This is a genomic window from Eisenbergiella tayi, assembly GCF_001881565.1.
Lineage (GTDB): Bacteria > Bacillota > Clostridia > Lachnospirales > Lachnospiraceae > Eisenbergiella > Eisenbergiella tayi.
Map to the genome: position 1 here is coordinate 1 of NZ_MPDJ01000006.1, position 24,569 is coordinate 24,569.

The 24,569-nt window shown below is 49.4% G+C and carries 18 protein-coding genes; 17 read left to right on the forward strand and 1 reads right to left on the reverse strand.

Annotated features, from left to right (window positions below; genetic code table 11):
• From BLA28_RS22010 to BLA28_RS34820, 8 genes are all read left to right on the forward strand, one after another.
• Positions 1-7,746, forward strand: a 7,746-nt coding sequence (locus BLA28_RS22010; protein WP_081365649.1) for a MutS N-terminal domain-containing protein, incomplete at its 5' end; no start/stop codon positions are given.
• Positions 7,747-7,748: 2 nt separating this feature from the next.
• Positions 7,749-8,555 carry a DUF3849 domain-containing protein gene (locus BLA28_RS22015; RefSeq protein WP_002571040.1) on the forward strand — a complete coding sequence of 269 codons (807 nt, stop codon included), beginning with the start codon at positions 7,749-7,751 and terminating at the stop codon, positions 8,553-8,555.
• Positions 8,552-8,896 carry a plasmid mobilization protein gene (locus BLA28_RS22020; protein ID WP_002571041.1) on the forward strand — a complete coding sequence of 115 codons (345 nt, stop codon included), beginning with the start codon at positions 8,552-8,554 and terminating at the stop codon, positions 8,894-8,896. The genes BLA28_RS22015 and BLA28_RS22020 overlap by 4 nt, the downstream gene beginning before the upstream one ends.
• 156 nt (positions 8,897-9,052) lie before the next feature.
• Positions 9,053-9,364, forward strand: a complete 312-nt coding sequence (locus BLA28_RS22025; protein ID WP_002571042.1) for a CD1845 family protein — start codon at positions 9,053-9,055, stop codon at positions 9,362-9,364.
• A 105-nt stretch (positions 9,365-9,469) separates the two neighbouring features.
• Positions 9,470-10,510, forward strand: coding sequence for a PDDEXK nuclease domain-containing protein (locus BLA28_RS22030; RefSeq protein ID WP_002571043.1), 1,041 nt, complete (start codon positions 9,470-9,472; stop codon positions 10,508-10,510).
• Positions 10,503-10,931: a hypothetical protein gene (locus BLA28_RS22035; protein WP_071699493.1), complete on the forward strand. Its 429-nt coding sequence runs from the start codon at positions 10,503-10,505 to the stop codon at positions 10,929-10,931. Before BLA28_RS22030 ends, BLA28_RS22035 begins: the two co-directional genes overlap by 8 nt.
• Positions 10,932-10,987: 56 nt before the next feature.
• Complete coding sequence (locus tag BLA28_RS22040) at positions 10,988-12,403, forward strand: relaxase/mobilization nuclease domain-containing protein (RefSeq protein WP_006773179.1); 1,416 nt, start codon at positions 10,988-10,990, stop codon at positions 12,401-12,403.
• Between the two features lie 159 nt (positions 12,404-12,562).
• Positions 12,563-13,069 carry an Eco57I restriction-modification methylase domain-containing protein gene (locus tag BLA28_RS34820; RefSeq protein ID WP_006773178.1) on the forward strand — a complete coding sequence of 169 codons (507 nt, stop codon included), beginning with the start codon at positions 12,563-12,565 and terminating at the stop codon, positions 13,067-13,069.
• Here BLA28_RS34820 and BLA28_RS22050 read toward each other — a convergent pair.
• A complete protein-coding gene (locus BLA28_RS22050) occupies positions 13,011-13,871 on the reverse strand; it encodes a LysR family transcriptional regulator (RefSeq protein WP_002571046.1) in 861 nt (286 codons plus the stop codon). The two genes, BLA28_RS34820 and BLA28_RS22050, sit on opposite strands and share 59 nt — an antisense overlap.
• 149 nt (positions 13,872-14,020) lie before the next feature.
• Here BLA28_RS22050 and BLA28_RS22055 point away from each other — a divergent pair, with 149 nt between their 5' ends.
• The 9 genes from BLA28_RS22055 (at position 14,021) to BLA28_RS22095 (ending at position 24,427) form a co-directional block, all read left to right on the forward strand.
• Positions 14,021-15,289, forward strand: coding sequence for an ATP-grasp domain-containing protein (locus BLA28_RS22055; RefSeq protein ID WP_002571047.1), 1,269 nt, complete (start codon positions 14,021-14,023; stop codon positions 15,287-15,289).
• On the forward strand, positions 15,276-16,079 hold the full coding sequence (locus BLA28_RS22060; RefSeq protein ID WP_002571048.1) for a Rossmann-like domain-containing protein: 804 nt from the start codon (positions 15,276-15,278) through the stop codon (positions 16,077-16,079). Before BLA28_RS22055 ends, BLA28_RS22060 begins: the two co-directional genes overlap by 14 nt.
• 11 nt (positions 16,080-16,090) lie before the next feature.
• Positions 16,091-16,891, forward strand: a complete 801-nt coding sequence (locus tag BLA28_RS22065; protein ID WP_002571049.1) for a class I SAM-dependent methyltransferase — start codon at positions 16,091-16,093, stop codon at positions 16,889-16,891.
• 24 nt (positions 16,892-16,915) lie between these two features.
• The gene (locus BLA28_RS22070; RefSeq protein ID WP_002571050.1) at positions 16,916-18,121 is read left to right on the forward strand and encodes an MFS transporter; all 1,206 of its coding nucleotides are present in this window, start codon (positions 16,916-16,918) and stop codon (positions 18,119-18,121) included.
• 18 nt (positions 18,122-18,139) lie between these two features.
• Complete coding sequence (locus BLA28_RS22075; RefSeq protein WP_024738142.1) at positions 18,140-19,720, forward strand: ABC transporter substrate-binding protein; 1,581 nt, start codon at positions 18,140-18,142, stop codon at positions 19,718-19,720.
• A gap of 64 nt (positions 19,721-19,784) precedes the next feature.
• Positions 19,785-20,762, forward strand: a complete 978-nt coding sequence (locus tag BLA28_RS22080; RefSeq protein ID WP_227055895.1) for an ABC transporter permease — start codon at positions 19,785-19,787, stop codon at positions 20,760-20,762.
• A 13-nt stretch (positions 20,763-20,775) separates the two neighbouring features.
• Entirely contained in the window at positions 20,776-21,606 is an 831-nt protein-coding gene (locus BLA28_RS22085) for an ABC transporter permease (protein WP_002571053.1), read from the forward strand.
• A gap of 9 nt (positions 21,607-21,615) precedes the next feature.
• Positions 21,616-23,220: a nickel ABC transporter ATP-binding protein NikE gene (gene nikE / locus BLA28_RS22090; RefSeq protein WP_002571054.1), complete on the forward strand. Its 1,605-nt coding sequence runs from the start codon at positions 21,616-21,618 to the stop codon at positions 23,218-23,220.
• A gap of 76 nt (positions 23,221-23,296) precedes the next feature.
• Entirely contained in the window at positions 23,297-24,427 is a 1,131-nt protein-coding gene (locus BLA28_RS22095; RefSeq protein WP_002571055.1) for a PLP-dependent cysteine synthase family protein, read from the forward strand.
• Positions 24,428-24,569: the final 142 nt, after the last annotated feature.

A 24,569-nucleotide genomic window follows, 5' to 3' on the forward strand; every position in this document is an offset into this window, starting at 1 on the left:
CTTTCCCACGGGAAGTCTGTCCGTTATGACAGGTCTGCCCAGGTCATTTCCTGGGAGAGCGCCGCAGAGCGTATCGGGGAGCTTTTGGAGAGCGGCCAGTTTGCCTCCAATGTGGAGCTTGCAGAAGCGGCAGGCTATGAACGCTCCCTCCTTGCGGAAAAACTTTGGCATTTGTACCACGATTTCAGCGATAAAGCCAGAGATTCCGGGTATCTGTCCTGTCTGTCCGGTATTCAGAGGACCGGGTTCCCGGAAGAAACCGCATGGCTTACTGAACAGCTGAATAGCCCGGAGTTCCGCCAGACCCTTGCGGAAGAATACGCTGCTTTCTGGACGGCCTACCAGCAGGATCGGGAGTTGCTGCGGTTCCATTACCACAAACCGAGAGAGATTTGGGAAAGTCTGCAAGACCTGTCCCTGCCCCGCAAGAGTTTTTCGTCTGAAATGCAAGATGTTCCTGCGGTCAAGCAGTTCATCACAGAGGACGAGATCGACGCAGCCATGACCGGCGGCAGCGGTATCGAGGGCGGCAAGGGCCGCATTTTCACCTTTTTCAAAAATCCCCATACGGATAAGGAAAAGGTGGATTTCCTGAAATCTGAGTACGGCATCGGCGGTCACTCTCACGCCCTGTCCGGCGCTATGGGCAGTAATGAAGATCACGATGGAAAGGGTCTGCACTATAAAAAAGACGGCTGCCCGGATATGCATTTCACATGGGAGAAAGTTGCCAAACGGATTACCGGCCTGATTCAAAAGGGACGCTATCTCACTGAACAGGAACAGGCGCAGTATGACAAAATCCAGGCAGAAAAAGCGCTGGCCGAAGAAGATGCCCTGCAAGCCCAGCAGCCGACCCCGGAGATATGGGAATACAACGGGGTCAAGGAGCGTCACTCGGATGACATAGTTCTCTATCAGATGGGCGATTTCTTTGAACTGTATGGTGAAGATGCCAAAACTGCCGCTGCGGAGCTGGACTTCCATCTCACGACCCGCGCTATCCCCGGCGGTGGCCGTGTGGAAATGTGCGGCTTTCCGGCAAACCGGCTGGAGCAGGTTGTAGAACATCTGCGGGATCAGCATGATGTAACTATTTCCGCTGTCCCGGAGGGCGGCAGAGAGCGTCAGGAGTATTCCATGCTCTCCATCGACCATGAGGCAGAACAGCACATCAATGCTCAGGAAGCAGAGTTTGGCGCAGATGGAACCAGAGTGTTCCGGGATATGGAGCCGGAACAGGCAACCCCTACGATTCGGGAACTGTATGAGAAATACAAGCCCATCGTGATGGAAGCTGTTACCCAGGACACCAGATACCGCAACGCCTGCGGCCATAGTGATTATGAAAACGCTATGATCGAGTGTAATGCTGCTGTGCGCCGCACCATTCTTGATTCCCACGATATAGAGCTGATCCGCCTGTTCTCTGATGTGCCGGAGTTTCGCCAGTGGCTGCACCGGGAAGTGGCAGACGAAACCTATCCCAAACTCCATGAGCTGCTGCGTCCTCTCTCTCAGGAAGATATTGATTCTGCCCTTTGTGCATGGAACGGCAATATCGAGAGTAAACACGCCGTTGTCCGCTATATGAAGGACCATGCAAGGGAGAAAGACACCGCCGCATGGCTGGCTCAGGAATACGGCGGCAGTAACAGCCTGTTTGTTGTCCGTGCCGGCAGCCCGGAGGAAATGCAGCTGCCTTGGCCCAAGGTACAGCGCAGGCTTGCCCAGCTTATTCAGGAGGACAGGTTCTATACCGAAGAAGAACAGGACCGTTTTGACAACATCGACCCTATCGCCATCCGGGAAGCCTTGGAGGAAAGAGGGATCGTCAATGGCCAGGTGGCAGACCCGGAAAAACTGGACAATGACCCGTTTATCCAGCGAGTAATGTCGGATGCAGAGCAGATTGCAGCTGCTGAGGCAGAACAGACTTCCGAGGTTTCCATTTCCGATGAGGAATATGACGCCGTTCGCAGCCCTATTCCGCAAAGAACCTCCTATGACCCTGCTACCCCGGTCTATGCCGTGGGAGATACCGTGTATATCGAGGATGACGCCTATCAGATCACCGAGCTGCGGGATGACACCGTGCAGCTTCTGCCCACCGGCATGGTATATCCCATCTACCGGGCAGAGCGCAAAGAACAGTTCGAGCAGTTGCTTCGGGCAGACCGCCGCAATGCTTACTATACCGAGTTTCTTCCCATTGACCCGGACAAGGCAGATCAGGACTTGCGGGATGTATTGGCCCATGGACTGATGGATGAAGCAGATAAAAAACAGGTTTCCACGCTGCTGCAATCCGGCAGGAGCAACAGTGAGATCGCCTACTGGCTGAGCAGAGCCTATCCCCGTGAGATCGAGACGCTGGATCTGGAGACCGGTGATATTGCCGATTACCGTACCACGGCACAGGGCATGGAGCTGGAAGTCCTGGACGCAGAGGAAAAGCGTCTGGCTGTGCTGTATATTCGCTGGGATGAGGTTGCGCCTTTGCTGCGCGGGATGTATGCCCGTCAGCTGGATGGCTTTGGACAGGAACAGCCCCAACCGTCTGCCGAATCCCCGGCCTTCCATTCCGAGACCGTGGCCGTCTATCCTGGCGACAAGAACAATCTGCCTTATGATGTGGTGGTGGAACGGCTGCATATCGAGGAGCCAGAGCCACCAGCCCCTGTGACAGAGCCGGAGAAAACCTTTGAGGAAGTGCTGGACGAACACCCGGTTTCCATTCCGGTAAACGGCCAGTGGCAGACCTTCCCCAATGCCAGAGCTGCCGAGGAAGCTTCTTATGAGGAATACAAGGCTAACCTGCGCCACAATGCACAGAACTTCCGTATTACCGATGCACATTTGGGCGAAGGCGGTCCGAAAGCCAAGTTCCAGGCCAATATCGAAGCAATCAAACTGCTGAAACATCTGGAAGAAACCACCGGACAGGCAACGCCGGAGCAGCAGGAAATCCTTTCCCGCTATGTGGGCTGGGGCGGTCTTGCTGATGCCTTTGACCCGGAGAAACCCGCATGGGCTGCGGAATATGCCCAGCTGAAAGAGCTGCTGACCCCGGAGGAATATGCTGCCGCCAGAAGCTCCACCCTGAACGCCCACTACACCAGCCCTACGGTTATCCAGGCCATCTATGAAGCGGTGGGGCGCATGGGCTTTGAGACCGGCAACATTCTGGAGCCGTCCTGCGGTGTGGGCAACTTCTTCGGTATGCTGCCGGAGAAAATGCGAAACAGTCGTCTGTATGGCGTGGAGCTGGATTCCATCAGCGGACGGATTGCAAAACAGCTCTATCCCAAGGCCGACATCACTGTGGCTGGGTTTGAAACCACCGACAGGCGGGATTTCTATGACCTCGCCATCGGTAATGTGCCTTTCGGCCAGTATCAGGTTCGGGACAAAGCCTATGACAAGCTGAATTTCAGCATTCACAACTACTTTTTCGCCAAAGCACTCGACCAGGTGCGTCCCGGCGGCGTGGTGGCCTTTGTCACCAGCCGCTACACGATGGACGCCAAAGATTCCACCGTGCGCCGGTATCTTGCCCAGCGTGCTGAGCTGCTGGGAGCCATCCGTCTGCCCAATGACGCTTTCAAAAAGAACGCCGGTGCCGAGGTGGTTTCAGACATCATCTTCCTGCAAAAGCGGGACCGTCCACTGGACATCGTGCCGGAATGGACGCAGACCGGACAGACCGAGGACGGTTTTGCCATCAACCGCTATTTCCTGGACCACCCGGAAATGGTGCTGGGCCGACAGGAACCGGAAAGCACCGCCCATGGTATGGACTACACCGTGAATCCCATCGAGGGACTGGAGCTTGCCGATCAGCTGCACGATGCGGTGAAGCACATTCGCGGCACTTATCAGGAAGCCGATCTGCCGGAGCTGGGTGAGGGCGAAGCCATCGACACCTCCATCCCCGCCGACCCCAATGTGAAAAACTACTCCTATACCGTGGTGGACGGAGATGTGTATTTCCGTGAAAACAGCCGCATGGTACGCCCAGACCTGAATGCCACCGCCGAGGCCCGCGTGCAAGGGCTGGTGGGGCTGCGAGAATGTGTCCAGCAGCTCATTGACCTGCAAATGGACGCTGCCACACCGGACAGCGCCATCCGGGATAAACAGGCCGAACTGAACCGGCTCTATGACAGCTTTTCCGCAAAATATGGCCTGATCAATGACCGGGCGAACCGGCTGGCCTTTGCCGATGATTCCAGCTACTATCTGCTCTGCGCGCTGGAAGTCATTGACGAGGACGGCAAGCTGGAGCGCAAGGCAGATATGTTCACCAAACGGACCATCAAGCCCCACAAGGCGGTGGAAACCGTGGATACCGCCAGTGAAGCCCTTGCCGTTTCCATCGCGGAGAGAGCCTGTGTGGATATGGCATATATGTCGGAGCTGACCGGTAAGACCAGCGACGAACTGGCTGCCGAGCTGCAAGGCGTGATCTTCCGTGTACCGGGACAAGTGGAGAAAGATGGCACACCCCATTATGTGACCGCTGACGAATACCTGTCCGGCAATGTGCGCCGCAAGCTGCGTCAGGCACAGCGGGCCGCACAGCAGGACCCATCCTTCGCCGCCAATGTGGAAGCCCTTACCGCCGCCCAGCCCAAAGACCTGGACGCTTCGGAAATTGAGGTGCGCCTGGGTGCAACATGGATCGACAAAGAGTACATCCAGCAGTTTATGTACGAGACCTTTGATACCCCGTTTTATATGCAGCGGAATATTGAGGTCAACTACACCCCATTTACAGCAGAGTGGCAGATCACTGGCAAAAGCTCCATAAGCCAGAACAATGTGGCGGCCTATACCACCTATGGAACCAGCCGCGCCAACGCCTACAAGATTCTGGAGGACAGCCTGAACCTACGTGATGTCCGTATCTACGACACGGTGGAGGACGCGGACGGCAGGGAGCGCCGGGTGTTGAATGCCAAAGAGACCACCCTGGCCGCCCAAAAGCAGCAAGCGATCCGGGACGCTTTCAAAGACTGGATTTGGAAAGACCCGGACCGCCGCCAAGCTCTGGTCCGCCAGTACAATGAGGAAATGAACTCCACCCGTCCCCGTGAATACGACGGCGGACACATTACTTTCGGCGGCATGAACCCGGCCATCACCTTGCGGGAACACCAGAAAAACGCTATCGCTCATGTGCTGTACGGCGGCAATACGCTGCTGGCGCACGAGGTAGGCGCTGGCAAAACCTTTGAAATGGTGGCTGCCGCCATGGAGAGTAAGCGTCTGGGGCTGTGCCAGAAATCCCTCTTTGTTGTGCCGAACCACCTGACCGAGCAGTGGGCTTCGGAGTTTCTGCGGCTCTATCCCTCCGCCAATATCCTTGTGACCACGAAAAAGGACTTTGAGACCCACAACCGCAAGAAGTTCTGCGCCCGGATCGCCACCGGTGACTATGACGCTATCATCATGGGACATTCGCAGTTTGAGAAAATCCCCATCAGCCGGGAGCGTCAGGAACGGCTCCTATATGAGCAGATTGATGAAATCACGGAGGGGATTGCCGAGGTACAGGCCAGCGGCGGTGAGCGTTTTACGGTCAAGCAGCTGGAACGCACCCGCAAATCGCTGGAAGCCAGGCTGGAAAAATTGCAGGCCGAGAGCCGCAAGGACGATGTAGTGACATTCGAGCAGCTGGGCGTGGACCGCCTATTCGTCGATGAAGCGCATAACTACAAAAACCTGTTTTTATACACCAAAATGCGGAATGTGGCAGGTCTCTCCACCAGCGATGCCCAAAAGTCCAGCGATATGTTTGCGAAGTGTCGCTATATGGACGAGATTACCGGAAACCGTGGCGTTATCTTTGCCACCGGAACCCCGGTCAGCAACTCCATGACCGAGCTTTACACCATGCAGCGGTATCTCCAGTATGACCGCCTGCAAGAACTGAACATGACCCATTTCGACTGCTGGGCCAGCCGTTTCGGAGAAACCGTCACGGCGCTGGAACTGGCCCCGGAGGGAACCGGCTATCGGGCGCGCACCCGATTCTCCAAGTTTTTCAACCTGCCAGAGCTGATGAACCTGTTCAAAGAGGTGGCGGACATCAAGACCGCCGACCAGCTGAACCTGCCCACCCCGGAGGTGGAATACCACAATATTGTGGCACAGCCCACCGAACATCAGCAGGAAATGGTGAAGGCACTCTCCGAGCGCGCTTCCGAAGTACACAGAGGAAGTGTGGACCCGTCCGTGGATAATATGCTCAAAATCACCTCGGATGGCCGCAAGCTGGGACTGGACCAGCGCATCATCAACCAGCTACTGCCGGATGAACCCGGCACCAAGGTCAATCAGTGCGTGGACAACATCATGCAGATCTGGCGGGACGGGGACGCAGATAAGCTGACCCAGCTGGTATTCTGCGACATTTCCACACCCCAGGCAGCCCCCTACAAAAAGGCAGCCAAACAGCTGGACAATCCGCTGCTTCATGGGTTGGAAGAAGCAATCCCACTGGATGAGCCGGAGCCTGCCTTTACCATCTATGAGGACATCCGCCAAAAGCTCATCGCCCAGGGGATGCCTGCCGACCAGATCGCCTTTATCCACGAAGCCAACACAGAGGTACGGAAAAAGGAACTGTTCTCCAAGGTCCGCACCGGGCAGGTGCGCGTCCTCTTAGGCAGCACTGCCAAGATGGGCGCTGGCACCAATGTGCAGGATCGCCTTGTAGCCCTCCATGACCTGGATTGTCCGTGGCGTCCGGGAGACCTTGCCCAGCGCAAGGGGCGCATCGAGCGTCAGGGCAACCAGAATCCGCTGGTTCATGTGTACCGCTATGTCACCGAGGGGACTTTTGACGCTTATCTCTGGCAGACAGTGGAAAACAAGCAGAAATTCATTTCGCAAATCATGACCAGCAAAAGCCCAGTTCGCTCCTGCGACGATGTGGATGAAACGGCTCTTTCTTTTGCTGAGATCAAGGCCCTGTGTGCCGGAGATCCCCGTATCAAGGAGCGCATGGATTTGGATGTTGAGGTTGCCAAGCTGAAGCTGATGAAAGCCGACCACCAGAGCAAGCAGTACCGTCTGGAGGACCAGCTGCTCAAATACTTCCCCCAGGAAATCGAAACCAACAAGGGGTATATCCAGGGCTTTGAAGTCGATTTGGAAACACTGGTTGCCCACCCACACCCGGCAGATGGCTTTGCTGGTATGGAGATCCGGGGCGATGTGCTGACCGACAAAGAAAACGCCGGTGCAGCCCTGCTGGATGCCTGTAAGGAGGTCAAAACCTCCGATCCGGTACAGATTGGCAGTTACCGTGGATTCATTATGTCTGTGGAATTTGAAGCATGGAAACAGGAATATACGCTCCTGCTGAAAGGACAAATGACCCATCGGGCGACCCTGGGTACAGACCCGCGCGGAAATCTCACCCGTATCGACAACGCACTGGCGCAGATGCCCCAGCGTCTGGAAGCGGTCAAAAACCAGCTGGAGAACCTTTACCAGCAGCAGGCCGCTGCCAAGGAGGAAGTTGGCAAGCCGTTCCCCTTTGAGGACGATCTGCGGATCAAGTCCGCCCGTCTGGTGGAACTGGATACCTTACTGAACATTGACGGCAAGGGCCACGCCCAGCCGGAAACAGTGGCTGCCAAGAGCGCGCGTCCCTCGGTGCTGGACAGCCTGAAACGCCCTGTGCCGCCCCGCAGCCCTGAAAAGAAACCAAAACAACACGAGGAGGTACGATGATTATGAATACCAACGATCTGAATACGGCTCTCTATGAAAAGATGGCCGCTGAACAGGATAAGTACAGGGACTGGCTGAAAAGCCAGCCCCCGGAAGAAACCCTGCACCACACCTATGAGTACGCCATCCGTGAGGACATCGTGATGGCGATGGAGGAACTGGAGCTGACCGATGCACAGGCACAGGCACTTTTGGAGTCTCCCTCTCCGCTGGCAGATGTGTACCGCTATTTTGAAAAGCTGGAGACCGGCTATATGGATGCGATCCGGGACAGCATTGAAAACCGGGCGGATGATGCGTGCAGGGCGCAGGAAGAATTACGGACTGCCCCTCTCTACCCCCATTCTGCCGCCTATGCGTCCCAGCATGGGGAGATGGCACAATATAACCGTTCTTATCAGGCAAACAGCGCCTGCAAAGAAGCCATTGAGCAGACCATCAGCGCTCACTATGCAGAGAACCGGCTGGATACGGAGGCGGCGGTCAAAGATGTGCTGGAAAAGTTCGGGGCGGAACGGGTACAGTTTATTCTTGCCAACACCATCCAGCACAAGAACCGTGACGGGCGTATTTCTCAGGACAATAAAGTCTGGGCAAAAACCATTCCCATGCCGGAAGACAGCGGTACTTCCCGCCACTGTGCCTATCTGGTTGTGGATGGGGTCAATCCCGGTCTGACCGACCTGTTTACCAGACAAGCCAGAAAAACCATGCAGGAACAGCAGAAAAGCTCTGTCCTGCAAAAGCTCAGACAAGAACCATCAATTCACAAACCTGCCGCCCCGAAGAAACGGGAGCCGGAGCGATGAGCAGCCCCAAACGCAAGCGAGATGTGCCGGTTCTGTTTTGGGTATCCGCTGATGAAATGGAATTGATTCAGCAGAAAATGGCGCAGTTTGGAACAAAAAACCTGAGCGCCTATCTGCGAAAAATGGCTGTGGACGGCTATGTGGTGCAGCTGGATTTGCCGGAACTGAAAGAACTGGTATCCCTGCTGCGCCGGAGCAGCAACAACTTAAACCAACTGACCCGCAAGGTGCATGAGACCGGGCGTATCTACGATGCCGATCTGGAGGATATATCTCAGCGGCAGGAACAGCTATGGGACGGCGTTAAGGAGATACTGACCCGGCTCTCCAAACTTTCGTAACCGGGACAAATACCCCATCTGCGGAGGGAGGAACGGCGTTCTTTTCGCCGCGCCTTCCTCCGCTTTTTCTTTTTGCCCGTATCCTTGCCTTTTGGCTGTGAGACAGGGATAATGGAATCAGGAACAGGAACTGTGATTTTGGGAGGAGGCATAACAATGAGGGCATTGGTATTTTTGCTGAAACTGTTGTTAAAGATTTTAGTGGCTCCGGTGATTTTGGCACTGACCCTGTTTGTATGGATTTGTGTGGGAATCGTGTATATCTCCGGTCTGGTGCTGGGGCTTATCAGCATGGTGATCGCCCTGCTGGGTGTGGCGGTTCTGATTACCTACTCCCTGCAAAACGGCATTATCCTGCTGGTGATGGCATTCCTTATTAGCCCGTTTGGTCTGCCGATGGCTGCCATCTGGCTGCTGGGCAAGGTGCAGGATTTGAAGTTTGCCATTCAGGATTTGGTTTATGGATAAAATATGTCACTGATGTTATTTTACTTTCCCTAAAAAATAGGATATACTATATAAGAATATATTCTGCCGCCGAGTGCGGATAGTTTTAGATAAAGGAGGGCGTGTATGGAAAATCAATTAACGCCAAACAACTCCATGATTTTGGAAATCCGAGAGCTGCTGGAAAACGCCAGAAAAAATGTTGCACAGCAGGTTAATACGCAGCTTTTGACAACCTACTGGAACATTGGCCGGATTATCGTGGAGTATGAACAGCAAAATCAGATTCGCGCAGACTATGGAAAACAAACCTTAAAGGAACTTTCCAAAGAACTAACACGGGAATTCGGCAAAGGCTTTTCTCGTTCTAATCTACAAAATATGCGGGCATTTTATCTTGCCTATGAAAAATGCCAGACAGTGTCTGGCAAATTGTCCTGGTCCCATTACTGCGAGCTTTTGAGTATTACCGATGAGAACAAGCGCAGCTTTTATGAGAAGGAATCTGTCAATTCGGGCTGGTCAGTTCGGGAGTTGAAACGGCAGATTGACAGCTCGCTGTATGAACGGCTGCTGCTTTCCAGTGAAGATGTGAATAAAGAAAAGGTTCTTTCTTTGGCTCAGAAAGGGGTTGAGATCAGCCAGCCAGCTGACATCATCCGTGATCCCTATGTGTTCGAGTTTTTGGGTGTGCCGGAGAACAAACCCATGTTGGAAAGCGATTTGGAAAAGGCTCTTGTGGCACAGATTGAAAAGTTTCTTTTGGAACTTGGACGAGGCTTCATGTTTGTCGGAACCCAGCAGCGTGTGACCCTGAACAATACCCACTACTATGTGGACATGGTGTTTTATAACAAAATCCTCCGCGCTTATGTGCTGATTGAACTGAAAACGAAAAAACTGACACCAGAGGCTGCCGGTCAGCTCAATATGTACTTAAACTACTATGCGGCGGAAGTCAACGACCCTGACGATAACCCTCCTATCGGTATTATCCTCTGTACGGAAAAAGACAGCATCGCGGCAGAATATGCCCTGGGCGGTCTGTCCAACAATATCTTCGCATCCCGGTATGTTCTCTATATGCCGGATAAGGAACAGCTGATTGCTCAGGTAGAGGCTGTCTTGAAAAACTGGCACGAAAAGAAAGACAACCGCCATGACTGAAAAAGAACTGATTGGAAAAGTACATTCAGCGGTCTATCATCAATGCCAGCGCCGTGGTTATGCGGCTCCGGTGGATGTGCTGATGGAGGTCGGTGTCCTGCCAAAGCAGAAATATGAGGACTGGCGGTTTGGACGGGTGGACTATTTGGAACGGGTCTGCACCGTCAATCTGCGCAAACTCTCATTCATCATGCACCAGATGCGGGTGTACGCACAGAAAACCGGCTTAAAACCCTCCTTCTGGTACTACAAGCAATGGGGTGTAAAAAAGAAAAATGGGCAGGGACACAAGCCGGTGATTCCGCTGCGGTTCAGCAAAAGCGGAAACTCGGAAATTGAGAAATGGTATGCAACTCATTTTGTGGACACCAAACGGATTGCAGCCTTAAAAGCACAGCAGCCTGTTGAAAATTCAGATTAACCAAAGGACAGCTCACACAGCTGTCCTTTTCTTTTTGGAAAGGAGGTTCCCCCCCTATGGCAACCACACGCATCATGCCGTTGCATATCGGCAAGGGCCGCACCGAAAGTCAGGCAGTCAGCGACATCATTGATTATGTGGCAAATCCGCAAAAGACCGACAACGGAAAACTAATTACCGGCTATGGCTGTGACAGCCGGACTGCCGATGCAGAGTTTCTGCTTGCGAAGCGGCAGTATATCGCCGCCACCGGGCGGGTGCGCGGGGCGGACGATGTGATCGCTTACCATGTGCGCCAGTCATTCAAACCCGGAGAAATTACCCCGGAGGAAGCAAACCGGCTGGGCGTGGAGTTTGCCATGCGGTTCACCAAAGGTAATCATGCCTTTGTGGTCTGCACTCACATAGACAAATCGCACATTCATAATCACATCATCTGGTCGGCGGTCAATATGGATTGTGACCGAAAGTTCCGCAACTTTTGGGGCAGCACCAGAGCCGTCCGGCGCTTGAGCGACACCATCTGTATCGAGAACGGACTGTCCATTGTGGAGAATCCAAAGCCCCACGGAAAAAGCTACAACAAGTGGCTGGGCGATCAGGCCAAGCCCTCCCATCGGGAGCAGCTGCGGGTGATGATTGACCGTGCGCTGGAGCAGAAACCGGCAGACTTTGATGCGCTGCTGAAGCTGCTTTCGGAAATGGGCTGCGAAGTATCCCGGCGCGGGAAAGCGATCCGTCTCAAAGCACCCGGCTGGAAGAATGTAGCCCGTATGGATGACAAGCTGGGGGCCGGGTACAGTGAAGCAGAAATCCGTGCGGTACTGGCCGGAGAAAAACAGCATACGCCCCGTAAGAAATCCATCGTGCAGCCGGAGCCGCCCAAGGTCAATCTGCTGGTGGACATTCAGGCAAAATTACAGGCTGGGAAAGGCGCTGGGTATGCGCGCTGGGCCAAGGTTTTTAACCTGAAACAGATGGCGCAGACTGTAAATTTTCTTACCGAACATCATCTGCTGGACTATGCGGAACTGGCAGAAAAAGCGGCGGCAGCCACCGCCCACCACAACGAACTGTCGGCGCAGATCAAGGCAGCGGAAAAGTGCATGGCGGAGATTGCTGTCCTGCGTACCCACATCGTAAATTATGCCAAGACCCGCGAGACCTATGTGGCCTACCGGAAAGCTGGTTACTCCAAGAAATTCCGCGAGGAACATGAAGAAGAAATCCTGCTTCATCAGGCGGCAAAAAACGCCTTTGACGAGATGGGTGTGAAGAAGCTGCCCAAGGTCAAGGACCTGCAAGCCGAGTATGCCAAGCTGCTGGAAGAAAAGAAGAAAACCTACGCCGAGTACCGGCGCTCCCGTGAAGAAATGCGGGAGCTTTTGACGGCCAAAGCCAATGTGGACCGGCTGCTGAAAATGGATGAGGAACAGAAAAAAGAACAGGAAAAAGACCACGGCCAGCGGTAAGCCGGTCATGGTCCAAAGCGTTCGCAGAACGCGCAGCCGCAGAATGAAATTCTGCGTTCAAGGGGGTTTGGGGGCGCTGCCCCAGGCAAGCAAAGCGGAGGGGAAAATCACGGCAGGATTTTTCCCTCTGCGGGCCGAGTGTATTAACACCGGCATTGCTTGCCAGATTTACCCCGAATTCGGGACAAGTACTACAAGCAATTTGATAAGTACTTTATTTTTGTTGAGCAGGCTATCAGAAAAACAAAGGATGCAGGCTACATTTGTTATATTGTCCCAAACAAATTTTTCAAAGTTGGTGCAGGAGAACATCTGCGAAGCTTAATTGCAAAAGGCCGATACTTGGTAAGCCTTGATGATTTTGGGGATGCACAGTTGTTTGAGGATAAGACTATTTATAGCTCCATCCTCCTTTTATGTAAGTCTCCACAAGAGAAATTCCGTTACACTGGCGTGGATTCTGCCGATAAGCTATGGGTTGGAGAGGAAGTCAGTTCCATAGAATTTGGCTCCTCTATTCTCAACAAGCTTAGAATGGCAATAACACAAGGGAGAGACGGCTCAAAGAGCTATCTCTCCCTGTTTATCATTACGGCCAACAACCCTTTTAATCCGAAACAACTTCGTTCAGCCATTGCTGTATCAGTTTTCGTTTTGGGGAAGTAGGTTTATAAATTACGTAGTTCTTCATTGAAGGTATCTCTTCATTCAAAATTGTAACCTCAAACAATGATTCGTTGGACAATTCCTGCTCCACCATCTTTCGCGGCACAAAGGCATAGCCGTCATCATTCAATAAGTATGGAACGATATTTTCCCCTATATCTATATCGAGCTGAAATGCCTTGTATCTTGAAAAAATCCTGTTATGTGTATCCGCATATAGGAAATTTGAATTGTAGATGCGCAGCGTTTCCATGTCTTTCAGTGTTATGCATTCATTTAGATCAGTAGGTTGTTTACTGGTAACAAGTATGATTTCATCTTCACACACAAGATCACACTGGAAACCGGTATGCCTAAACGGGTGATGTGAATAGCCTATATCAATCTTTCCTTGGTGCATAGCAGAAATAATATGTCTTGAATGCCCGAACTCTATGCGAACAGAAATGTCACTATGCTTTTCCAAAAAACGTCTGGTTCCTTGCACCAGATAACACTTGTGGAAAGCATAAACCGTTCCGATTGTCAATCGCTCAGAAAACTGACCAACCAAGCCAATTCTATCAATTGCTCTGTTCTCTAATTCCACTATGTTTTTTGCATATTCCAGAAAGGCCTGCCCTGCTAAAGTAAGTTCGGCGTGGTTGTAGCTACGAATAAAAAGACTCTGCCCCAACTCTTTTTCCAGTTCCTGTATTCGGCTGCTGACCGTGGACTGGACTACAATGTGCTCTTTCGCCGTTTCGGAGAAGCTTCCATTCTCCGCAAGTGTTAGAAATGTTCTCAGGTAATCTATATTCATGTACTCCTCCACGCTATCAATAATTCCGATTAAGTTTGTAAAAACTATTCGTTGGACAAATTATATGGCAAGAACTACAATATGTCAATAGGAGCGTCATAACCACATTGACTATGATGCTCTCTATTAAAAGAAATGGAGGAATAGCAATGGCACATTTGCTTATGATTGAAAGCTGGGTCGGAGCAAGCGGAAACCTCTTACCACCTTTATTGAGGGAACTCGGACATAGCTATACTTTTGTAACCCGGAAGGCATCACATTATCAAAATCCGATGAGCTCGGAAAAGCACGCTGTTTTCCGTTATGCTGACGATGTTGTCGAAACAGAAACGAACGATCTGCAACAGCTGATCGAATCGGTTAGGCACGTGCGGTTCGATGGTGTGATAACGGTGTGTGATTATTACATCGAAACGGTTTGTGAAGTTGCAAAGGCTTACAATGTACCGTGTCCGTTTTCAGCCAACGTTAAGACCGCACGACAGAAACATTTAATGCGGCAGGCTGTAGATCGTGCTGGATTGTCCAATCCAAAGTACATGCTTGCTTATAATTGGGAGGAAGTTGAAAAGGCAGCGCAAGAAATAGGTTATCCTCTTGTTCTTAAACCTGTGGATTTAGCCTCAAGCGCATTTGTTAAACTTATTCAGACTTCAAATGATCTGCAACAGGCATATCGTGATTTGGAGAATTTCCCGCTTAATTTCCGTGATCAAGAAAGAGAGCGAGCATTTTTGATTGAAGAATATATATGCGGAGAAGAAGTCAGTGTGGAGACGGTTTCAAATAACGGTGAGATTACCGTTGTAGGTATTACGGACAAGTCTGTGACTGGCAGTCCGTACTTTATAGAAAACGGACATATGTTCCCGGCAAAACTGGATGAGGACGTGAAAGAGGAGATAGGCGATTATGTGCGCAATGTATTGCTGGCAACAGGATATGACCACGGAATCGCTCACACAGAGATAAAACTCACGAAGGATGGTCCCAAAGTGGTGGAAATCAACCCTCGTACAGCAGGAAACTATATCGTGGAACTCATTGAATATGTGACCGGCGTAAATATGCTTAAAGCCTTTGTATCCCTTGCTTTAGGACAGCAACCGTCCGTTACTGTATCTGATACCAACGTGAGCAGTGCTGCGATTATGTTTATTGTTCCGGATTGCGGCGGCAAGATAAGGCAGATTAAGGGCGCTGACACGTTAAGGGAAGATTCAAATATCATACGGTATAGAATCGAGGACTGTGTGGGTAAATCCATTGAAAAACCAATCGACAATGCCTGCTATTTGGGACACGTTATAACGCGAGATTGCGATGGGTACGGCGCTCGCATGTTCGCTGAAACTGCATTGAGAAGGTTGGAAATTGAGTTTGAGGAAACGGAGCGAGTACATGAAGCAATATAAAAATGTTAATGAATTATGGGGTGCTATCGTGAATGGAGATATGGATCCCTCTGTTTCTGATTTTTTCGTAACAGGAGCGTCTTATATTTATCAGACAACGCAATTTCCAAACTCCATTAATAAATACCACAACTATTATCTATTACTGAGAGTCGGGACATACTTTGGAGCATGCTCTCATGTGCCGGAGCAATTAGGCATTGAAGCAGGAAGAGAGTTTTCAGGCAAGTCTCTCAAAAGCTGCGTGATTGACCCGCGTTTGCCGGTTAGAATTGCAGCAATGGACGCTTATCTTGGCACAGTATATCCTCACGAAAGGCAATGCAGCGATGCTGTGGAACTACCGGGGGGAACCCCGGCCGAGAAAGCGGATTTTCGTGACAACCTGATTGCTGATATTGCCAACATAGAACAGGGCATGAGGATTGCGTTGATTGGGGTTGTAAACCCGCTTATAGCTGCAATACGAAAGCGCGGAGGAACCTGCCTTCCCTGCGATTTGCAAATGGAAAGAACACAATGGGGCGACCCCGTAGAAAAGGATATGGAAAAAGTATTGGATTCTGCAGACGGGGTAATCTGTACAGGAATGACCCTAAGCAACGGAACCTTTGATCGAGTCGTAGAACGGGTACTGGAGCGCAATATTCCGCTGACTGTTTATGCGCAAACTGGCAGTGCTGTTGCTGCGAGGTTTGTGGGCAACGGAATCACCTCTCTCTTAGCGGAATCGTTTCCTTTTTCGCAATTCAGTGCAAACGCGACCCGTGTTTTTTGCTACAAAGGATAAGGTGACTAGAATTGATTCGTTTAAAAACAAATACCGACAACTTGCTGCACTCCAATCCGGAACTGTATGCTGTGTTTGAAAACGATAAGTCTTTTGAAATGGCGCGTTTTATACACGCGATACTCCAAAAATACGAAACAGGAAAAAAGGTATTGGATGTTGGATCGGGTTTGGGGAGAGAAGTAGCTTTTCTAAGAGAAAAAGGATACGATGCTGTAGGCATAGATGCTTCGGAAGATATGGTTGCCTGGTCACAAAAGCACTATCCAAACGCCAATTTTTATATTGGGCAACAGGCAATGTTTGACCTAAACCAGACATTTGATGCTCTGGTTTGCGTTGGGAGCACCTTCCTGTATAACTACACCAACGAAGATGCTGGTTCTACTCTGACGAATTTCCGAAAGCATCTTAAAGATGGCGGCATTTTGTATCTTGATATGAGGAATGCAGCTTTTTTCTTAACAAAGGAGGGACAGAGATGGTTGACGGACGAGCTTTTGGAGGAAGCGATATTCGATGGTAAACCAGCAATTGTAAAAACACGCTTTTACATTGATTTAGCAAAACAGATTTTAAAACGTGACTATAATTGGAAAATTGGAACTCGTGAGGCGATTATTGAGCACTTGGAGCATCGTCTTTTCTTCCCGCAGGAAATAGCAGGGTTGTTATCAGCAAATGGCTTTGAGGTTGTTGAGTTGTTCGATAAACCGGAACCTCATATCAGTTCATTTACTGATATCCGTCCATTTCAATTTGGATATGAACTAAGTGGGCGGAGGCTTCAAGTAATAGCAAAAGCAATCTAAGGCAGTAAGGAGGTGTTAGGAAGCGTGGAAACGCAGATCAATCAACGCCGCGGCTTGCTCATACTTTTATTTTTTACGTTTTTCATGGTGGTTGGATTTGATATGATTATGCCGCTGGTTATCGGGCATTATGTCAACAACGTTGGCCTTACTGCGACTGCCGTCTCAGTAGCGCTTGCAATACGGCAGTTTTCGCAGCAGGGTCTTGCGATGATCGGTGGTGCCTTGGCAGATCGGTTTCAGGTCAAAACACTTATCAGCGTGGGCGTATTTCTAAGAGTTCTTGGATTTCTGACCCTGGCATTTTCAAGTGCCTATGGGATGCTGATTGCTGCCATGATATTGATCGGCCTAGGCGGAGTTCTTTTTGAAATGCCATATCAGTCTGCGATTGCAATGCTCACAACAAATGACAATCGTCCTAAATATTATTCGCTGAATAACACAATTACGGGGATAGCAAGCGCAATCGGCCCCCTTTTGGGAGTAGCCCTGCTTCGACTGGATTTTAAAGTTGTCTGCTTTGGCGCAGCGAGTTGCTTTATGATTAATTTCGTATTATCACGTGTTGCCATGCCACCGATTATGCGGCAGGCAAAGTCGTATGCGGTTATGCCTGCTGTCAAAAGAATTGCAAAAGACAGACCATATCAAATATTCGTCCTTTTGATGATGGTGTTTTGGCTGGGAGCGTCCCAGATTGATATTACATACCCCCTAAGAGTCCAGGAAATTTACGGCTCAGCTGATGGTGTGGGTATTATGTATACGGTGTATGCCGTTGTCATGGCAGTATTACAGTATCCTCTGGTAGCACTTGCTTCCAAACGATTCTCGTCTCGGGCAGCGGTAGTAATCGGAACCGGAATCATCACAGCGGCATTGATTGCTACCCCGTTCGCCGCCGATGTAAAGTCGTTTATGGCAATTGTGGCCTGCTACGCAGTGGGCATGATACTGGCGAGGCCGAACCAGCAGAATATCGCTGTATCAATGGCAGATACACGAGCGTTGGGAATGTATTTAGGGGTGAATTCTACAGCTTTTGCGATTGGCAAAGGTTTTGGAACGATTATTGGCGGCGCGTCCTTTGATATGGCAAAAAAATACACTCTAGAGAATGCGCCGTGGTACTTGTATGGCGTTCTGGTAGGAACGGCAATGATTGGATTTATGTTGTATAAGAATTTCGGCACCCCAAAAGATGAAACAGAAAAACAAAAACAATAGATACGGAGGAGGCAAAAAATGACTGGTACGAAAAATAGACAAAAATCGATCCTTATGATTTGCTGCTTGCTGGCAGTTTCAATGCTTGCTGGCTGCGGTGCAAAACCGACCGATGAGAGCAGCAATGCTCTAACTGAAAGTAATGCTACTATTTCTGCATCTGAACTGGTAGTTGCGGGAAATGAAATTGCCATTGGCGTAGATCCTACCGTATATCCTGCGGCGGATTATCTGCTGAATATGGGCGCTGGAGAAATTCTATTCAAAGCGGATGCAAACGGTGTGATTCAACCCTATTTTGCCAAAGATGTTTCACAACTTGATGAATATACATGGGAGATCAAACTGCATCCCAATGCCACGTTCTGGAGCGGCGACCCGGCCGATGCAGAAGCCGTAATCGCTTCCTTGATGCGATCAAAGGCGCTTGATCCAAAAGCCAACCCCTTCTTACAAGGGATTGATTTTACTGCGGTAGATTCCGAGACCATACAGGCCGTGACAGAAACTCCTAATGTGGATATTACTTTGAATTTGTCATTCCCACAGTTGCTCATTCATAATACCGCAGAAAAATATACTTATGAGAGCATCGAGACAGCAGACTATACCGGTATGTACCGAATTGTAGAGTTTAAGCCTGCACAGTGCATGGTTTTTGAAAAGAATGAAAACTATTGGGGTACAAAACCTGAGATCCAGAGGGTCGTACATGAACAGATTGGTGATGCGGACGCCCGTGTCATCGCTGCACTGAGTGGACGATACCATGTGGTAATGGATATTCCTCAGTCGGCTTATAGTCAGTTTGATAACAGTGAAGAGGCGAAGATTGTACTGGTTCCGGGTGCGCAGACCCAGACAATTTATCTCAACTGTGAAAAAGAGGCACTGAATGATTATCGTGTGCGTCAGGCTTTAGGTTGGGCTTTAGATCGTGAGGAGCTGATTGCTCTGGGTATGGAAGGATTAAGCGAGCCGGTTACTACATGGCTTGGTTCCAATCCCACATATGAAAAAGTAAAAAATGCGTATTACGATTCCTGCAACGTGGAGAAGTCCGCGCAGCTATTGGATGATGCTGGCTGGATTCTGGACGAGGATGGCTTCCGCTACAAAGATGGACAGCAGCTTACCATCCTGCTTCGTACTTTCCGAAACGATCAGGCACTCGGCGAAACCATTCAGATGCAGTGGAAGAAAATCGGTGTTAATGTTTCTGTGCAACACGGAGATTATTCGTTAATCACCACAGCGCGTGAAACGGGTGATTGGGATGCATCTGTCGAAGCATGGGGGACGTTCGGAAATGTGTCGGCGCTTCTGAACGCCCAATACGCTGCCGACGGCGCAGCCAATTACGGACGATTCCAGGATAAAAAATTGGCAGGAATGCTAGAGAGTCTGGCGCAAGCGGCAACCACGGAAGAACGCATAAAAATCGGTGAGGAGATTTCTCTTTACGTAGCAGAGCAATCCCCTGCGCTCTATATTGCACCAAGGCCGCAAATCACTGCTGTTAGCACCTCACTTGAGGGATTTGTCCCGCATTTCCGTCAGTTTGAAAATGTGGTGAATGCCAATCTTAGGATTAAATAATATCGAAAACGGCAGCAGGAGATACGGAACTGGACTCCTGCTGCCATTTTTTAAGTGAGGTGACATGATGATCAGAAATATGGTTCTGAAAAGGATTGGCAGTGCTCTTCTTGCTCTGCTCCTGTCCTCAGTTGTTATTTTTTTATTAGTTAGACTTGCTCCGGGCGACCCGATCAACCTGGTACTTGGAGAGGGGCCGGGCGATATTGGCGTAAACACGGAACTGCTTGAAGAACGTAGAGAATCTTTACGGGAAGCGCATGGATTAAATGACAGTATTCCTGTTCAGTATGCAAACTGGTTCAAAAAGATCATAACCCTGGACATGGGGACTTCTATTCGTAGCGGCAGACCCATCACTCAGGAACTATGGAGTAGAGTGCCCGCAACATTCACTCTCGCTCTGGCGGCATTATTTATCGAAACGATATTGGGTGTGCTGTTTGGTATCTATTCGGCAGTCCATGCCGGCAAATTACAGGATCGCGCAATCCGTCTGTTTTGTGTTATCCTTGCTTCGCTTCCTGCTTTCGTGTTGTCGTTGTTGTTTCTGTTTTTATTTGCTGTTCGGCTTCATTGGTATGAAATTAGCAGCCAAATGGAGTGGGGCAGATTGTGGCTGCCTGCAATTACACTAGGGATAATTGGAGCGCCCAGATGTATCCGCATGGTTCGTGCAGCAATGCTGACTGAGTTGGGTCAGTTATATGTTTCCTCGGCACTTTCACGAGGACTTACCTCCAAGATGGTTCTTCAGGGAGCGTTTCAGAACGCACTGCTCCCTGCCATTACAACCGTAGCCCTGTCCTTTGCACATATGATAGGCGGCTCCGTTGTGATTGAAGCTATTTTTAATTGGCCGGGAATTGGAAATTACGCAATCAACAGCATATTGGTACATGATTACCCTGCTGTTCAAGGATATACTGTGTTGACGGTTGCTACAGTCATTTTGATCAACCTGACTGTAGAAATCACCTATATACTTAGCAACCCGATGGTGCGCAGAGGCGGAATTTCCCGCCCTACTGCACAGCAATAGGAGGTGACTTTGTATGGGAAACAGAAAAATTCCAAGCACTGTTTTACTTGGCTCAATACTATTACTGGTTATTATCCTGCTTGTTATCGCTGCCCCTCTTTTTACCAGCTATGCGCCCGATGAAGCAATTGCGGAACGATTGCAGGAATTTAGCTTTTCACATCCCTTTGGAACGGATCGCTATGGGCGTGATATTTTCTGCCGAACGCTGTATGGCGGCAGGACTACCCTCACTGCGTGCTTTCTTGCCCTTGTAATGGCGTTGTTTATAGGCACGTTCTTTGGTATTATCACCGGCATGAGAAGTCGCGGCCTTTTGGATACGATCATAATGCGGGTTATAGATGTCCTGATGGCGTTTCCCTTCATGGTGTTTGCTATGGTGTTTGCCGCGCTGTGGGGCACTGGGTTGGCCAATTTACTTATTGCAGTAGTCGCAGTCTGGTGGGTTCCGTTTGCGAGACTGGCAAGAAGCATCGTTCTTCAGGTAAAGAATGACCCGTCTATACAGGCTGCTCGTGTGCTGGGAGCGTCTGGGTGGCGGATGGGAGTTTTTGAGCTGCTCCCCAAGATGATTGGTTCTCTATTGGTACTGGCCACGTTTGAATTGGGCACACTGATACTCTCTGTTTCGGCCCTTTCATTCTTAGGCATGGGAGCGTTACCGCCAACCCCGGAATGGGGAAGCATGCTGTCTGACGCCCGGGCACATTTCTTTCAGGCTCCGCACATTTTATTGGGTCCTGCTTTGTTCATTGTTCTTACGGTCCTTTCGCTTAATTTGATTGGAGAAGGTTTGCGGGATATGCTGGACCCGTATGAACATATTGATATTTTGAATTAGGAGGTCGCTATGGATAATTATTTGAAAGCCGCACTATCTGTCGAGCAACTCAAGGTTAGCTATGTGCAAAACAAAAAACGACTTCCCGTGCTGGACGGAATTTCTTTTGTATTGGAAAAAGGAAAGATTCTTGCTCTGCTCGGAGAAAGTGGTTCGGGGAAATCCACTTGTGGGAAATCGCTCATAGGCGTATTGCCGCCATCGGCAAAAATTGATAGTGGTACTGTCCGTTTCGGGAACGGTGATTATGTGGATATTTCTGACAATGATATCAATTGGAAAACAATACGTGGAATGCGTATTGGGATGATTTATCAGGACGCACAGCTTGCACTTAATCCCGTGAAAACAATACGTGTGCATTTTGAGGAGACTCTAAGAAACAAGCCATTTCCATCAAAAGAAGCTATGGAGAAAGTTTGTTATGATATGCTCCGGTTACTGAACTTTGATGATCCTGAGCGGGTACTGAATGCTTATCCTTTTGAGCTAAGCGGCGGGATGTGCCAGAGGGTTTATATTGCGATGATACTCAGCCTTGAGCCGGAAGTTCTTATTGCCGATGAGCCTACTTCTGCGCTAGATACAGTAAGTCAAAAAGAAGTGCTGCAGTTACTTCGGGACACACAAAAAAAGCTGGGATTATCTATTGTTTTAATTACCCATGATATTGGTGTCGTTCATGAAATCTGTGACCGCGTAATTGTTTTAAATGAAGGGAAAATTGTGGAACAAGGGGCAGTACAGGATGTTCTTTTACACCCAAAGGAACATTATACAAAACAACTGATTGAGGCGCGAAACTTACCCGCTTTTTCGCTGCCATGCTCAAAATGCAAAGAGCCGCTGTTGAAGATTGAGTGCATCAAAAAAGCATTTCAAAAAGGAAATAAGTGCAAAAACGTCTTAAACCAAGTAGACTTGCTTGTGCATAAAGGGGAAACTATTGGAATATTGGGATTTAGCGGTTGTGGGAAATCGACATTAGCAAGGTGCGTCACCGGACTGGAATTGCCTGATCAGGGAAAGATTATGTATAACGGCCAGGATATTTCCATGCTGCGAGGAAGGAAGAGACAACACATTTGCAAATCATTACAAATCGTTTTTCAGGACGCAAGAGCCAGCCTTAATCCTCGTCGCTCTGCACTGGAGCTTGTGCAGGAACCTTTGAAATACCTGAAAATAGGAACGACGAAGGAACGCACAGAAAAAGCTCGATTTTATTTAAAGAGTGTAGGGATTGATGGAGATGCCCTGCACCGTCGTCCTCCCCAACTCAGCACGGGGCAGTGCCAAAGGATTGCTATCGCCCGTGCCCTTATTGTGGAGCCTGAGCTTCTAATTTGCGATGAAGCCGTATCGGCACTGGATATGATACTGCAAAAGCAGATTTTGGATCTCCTGTTAAATCTCCAAAAATCCATTGGCTTTGCATATATTATGATTTCCCATGACGCAAGAGTCATCCGTCATTCCTGTGAAAGAGTTGCAATTATGAACAATGGGGTTTTTGTAGATATGGTTTCGACAGACAGGTTAGCCGCTCAGTCGGAAAACGAGTTTACACACTGCCTGTTGAGCAGCGAACTACACATAGCAGAGGTATCATAATTTAGCAGGCTGGTATAAATGGGTAGTTTTCGATGTACAGCCTAAAAGAGCAAATAATAAATAAGGTGGTGATAGAATGCATTTGCTGGAAACAATAGGAAATACTCCGCTGATTGAACTTAGAAACACTACCGCTTCTACGGAAGGACGACTTCTGTTTAAATATGAGCGTGGTAATCCGGGAGGAAGCATAAAAGACAGGCCGGCGTTGTTCATTGTGACAGAAGCTGAAAAACGAGGATTATTAAAACCCGGGGGAACCATTATAGAATCCTCAAGTGGAAACTTCGGAATATCCTTGGCGATGATAGGAGCTGCTAAGGGGTATCGAGTTATTATTCTGGTCGATCCTAAAACCACTGCGACTAACTTAGCTCTCCTGAAATGCTTTGGCGCAGAGGTTATTGTTGTAACAGAACAAGATGATTCCGGCAGTTATCACAAAACAAGGATTTCTCTTGCGAATAAATTGGCCAGTGAAATCCCTGATGCATTTCGTCCAGATCAGTGCTTCAACCTGTTAAACAGCACTGCGCATTACCAAGGAACAGCACGTGAAATCTTTGCTGATTGCCCAGATAATGTCGCAGCTATTGTGGCCGCAGTAAGCACTGGCGGACAACTGGGTGGGATTTCACGATACACGAAAACATATAGGCCGGACGTAAAAGTGATCGGTGTTGATGCTGTTGGGTCCTCTATTTTTGGCGGTGAGTCACACTCATATCTGATTCCTGGTATTGGACTGGCATGGACACCGTGCAATGTTGCAGTCGAGAATATCGATTCTGTGTATAAGGTCACTGATGAGGCGGCTTTTGTAGCAGCAAGATGCTTTGCCAGAAATGAAGGTGTTTTGATGGGGCCGTCCGGCGGAGCTTGCGCTTTGGTCGCATTAACAATCACTAAACAGCTTTCTCCGCACGATTGTGTCGTGTGCATTATTTCTGATGGAGGGGATCGTTACATTCAAACTTTACTTGATGATGCTTGGATGCAATCCAACAACTTTTCAATTGAAACAAGCTTAGAAAAACTTTTGGCACTCACAGGAACTATTACACCTTGGAGCATACATCCTGATCAAAATGCAAATTACAAACCTGAATTGAAAAGTCAGTTATGTGTTCCTGCATCGACTCAGACTATCAATGAGAATATAGATGAAATCAATGAATCAGCGTCTAGAATTTCTTTTATTGATTAGCATGGTGTTTATTTCGTCTGTTTGAAATCCCTGTTTGATCATGGGAATAAGATGAGGGAAAACCTGTTGCGAAAGAGAATTAAGAATTTATCCTGAAGTGCAAGAAATAATTTTAAAAACATAAGTTCCTCTTTGGACGTTG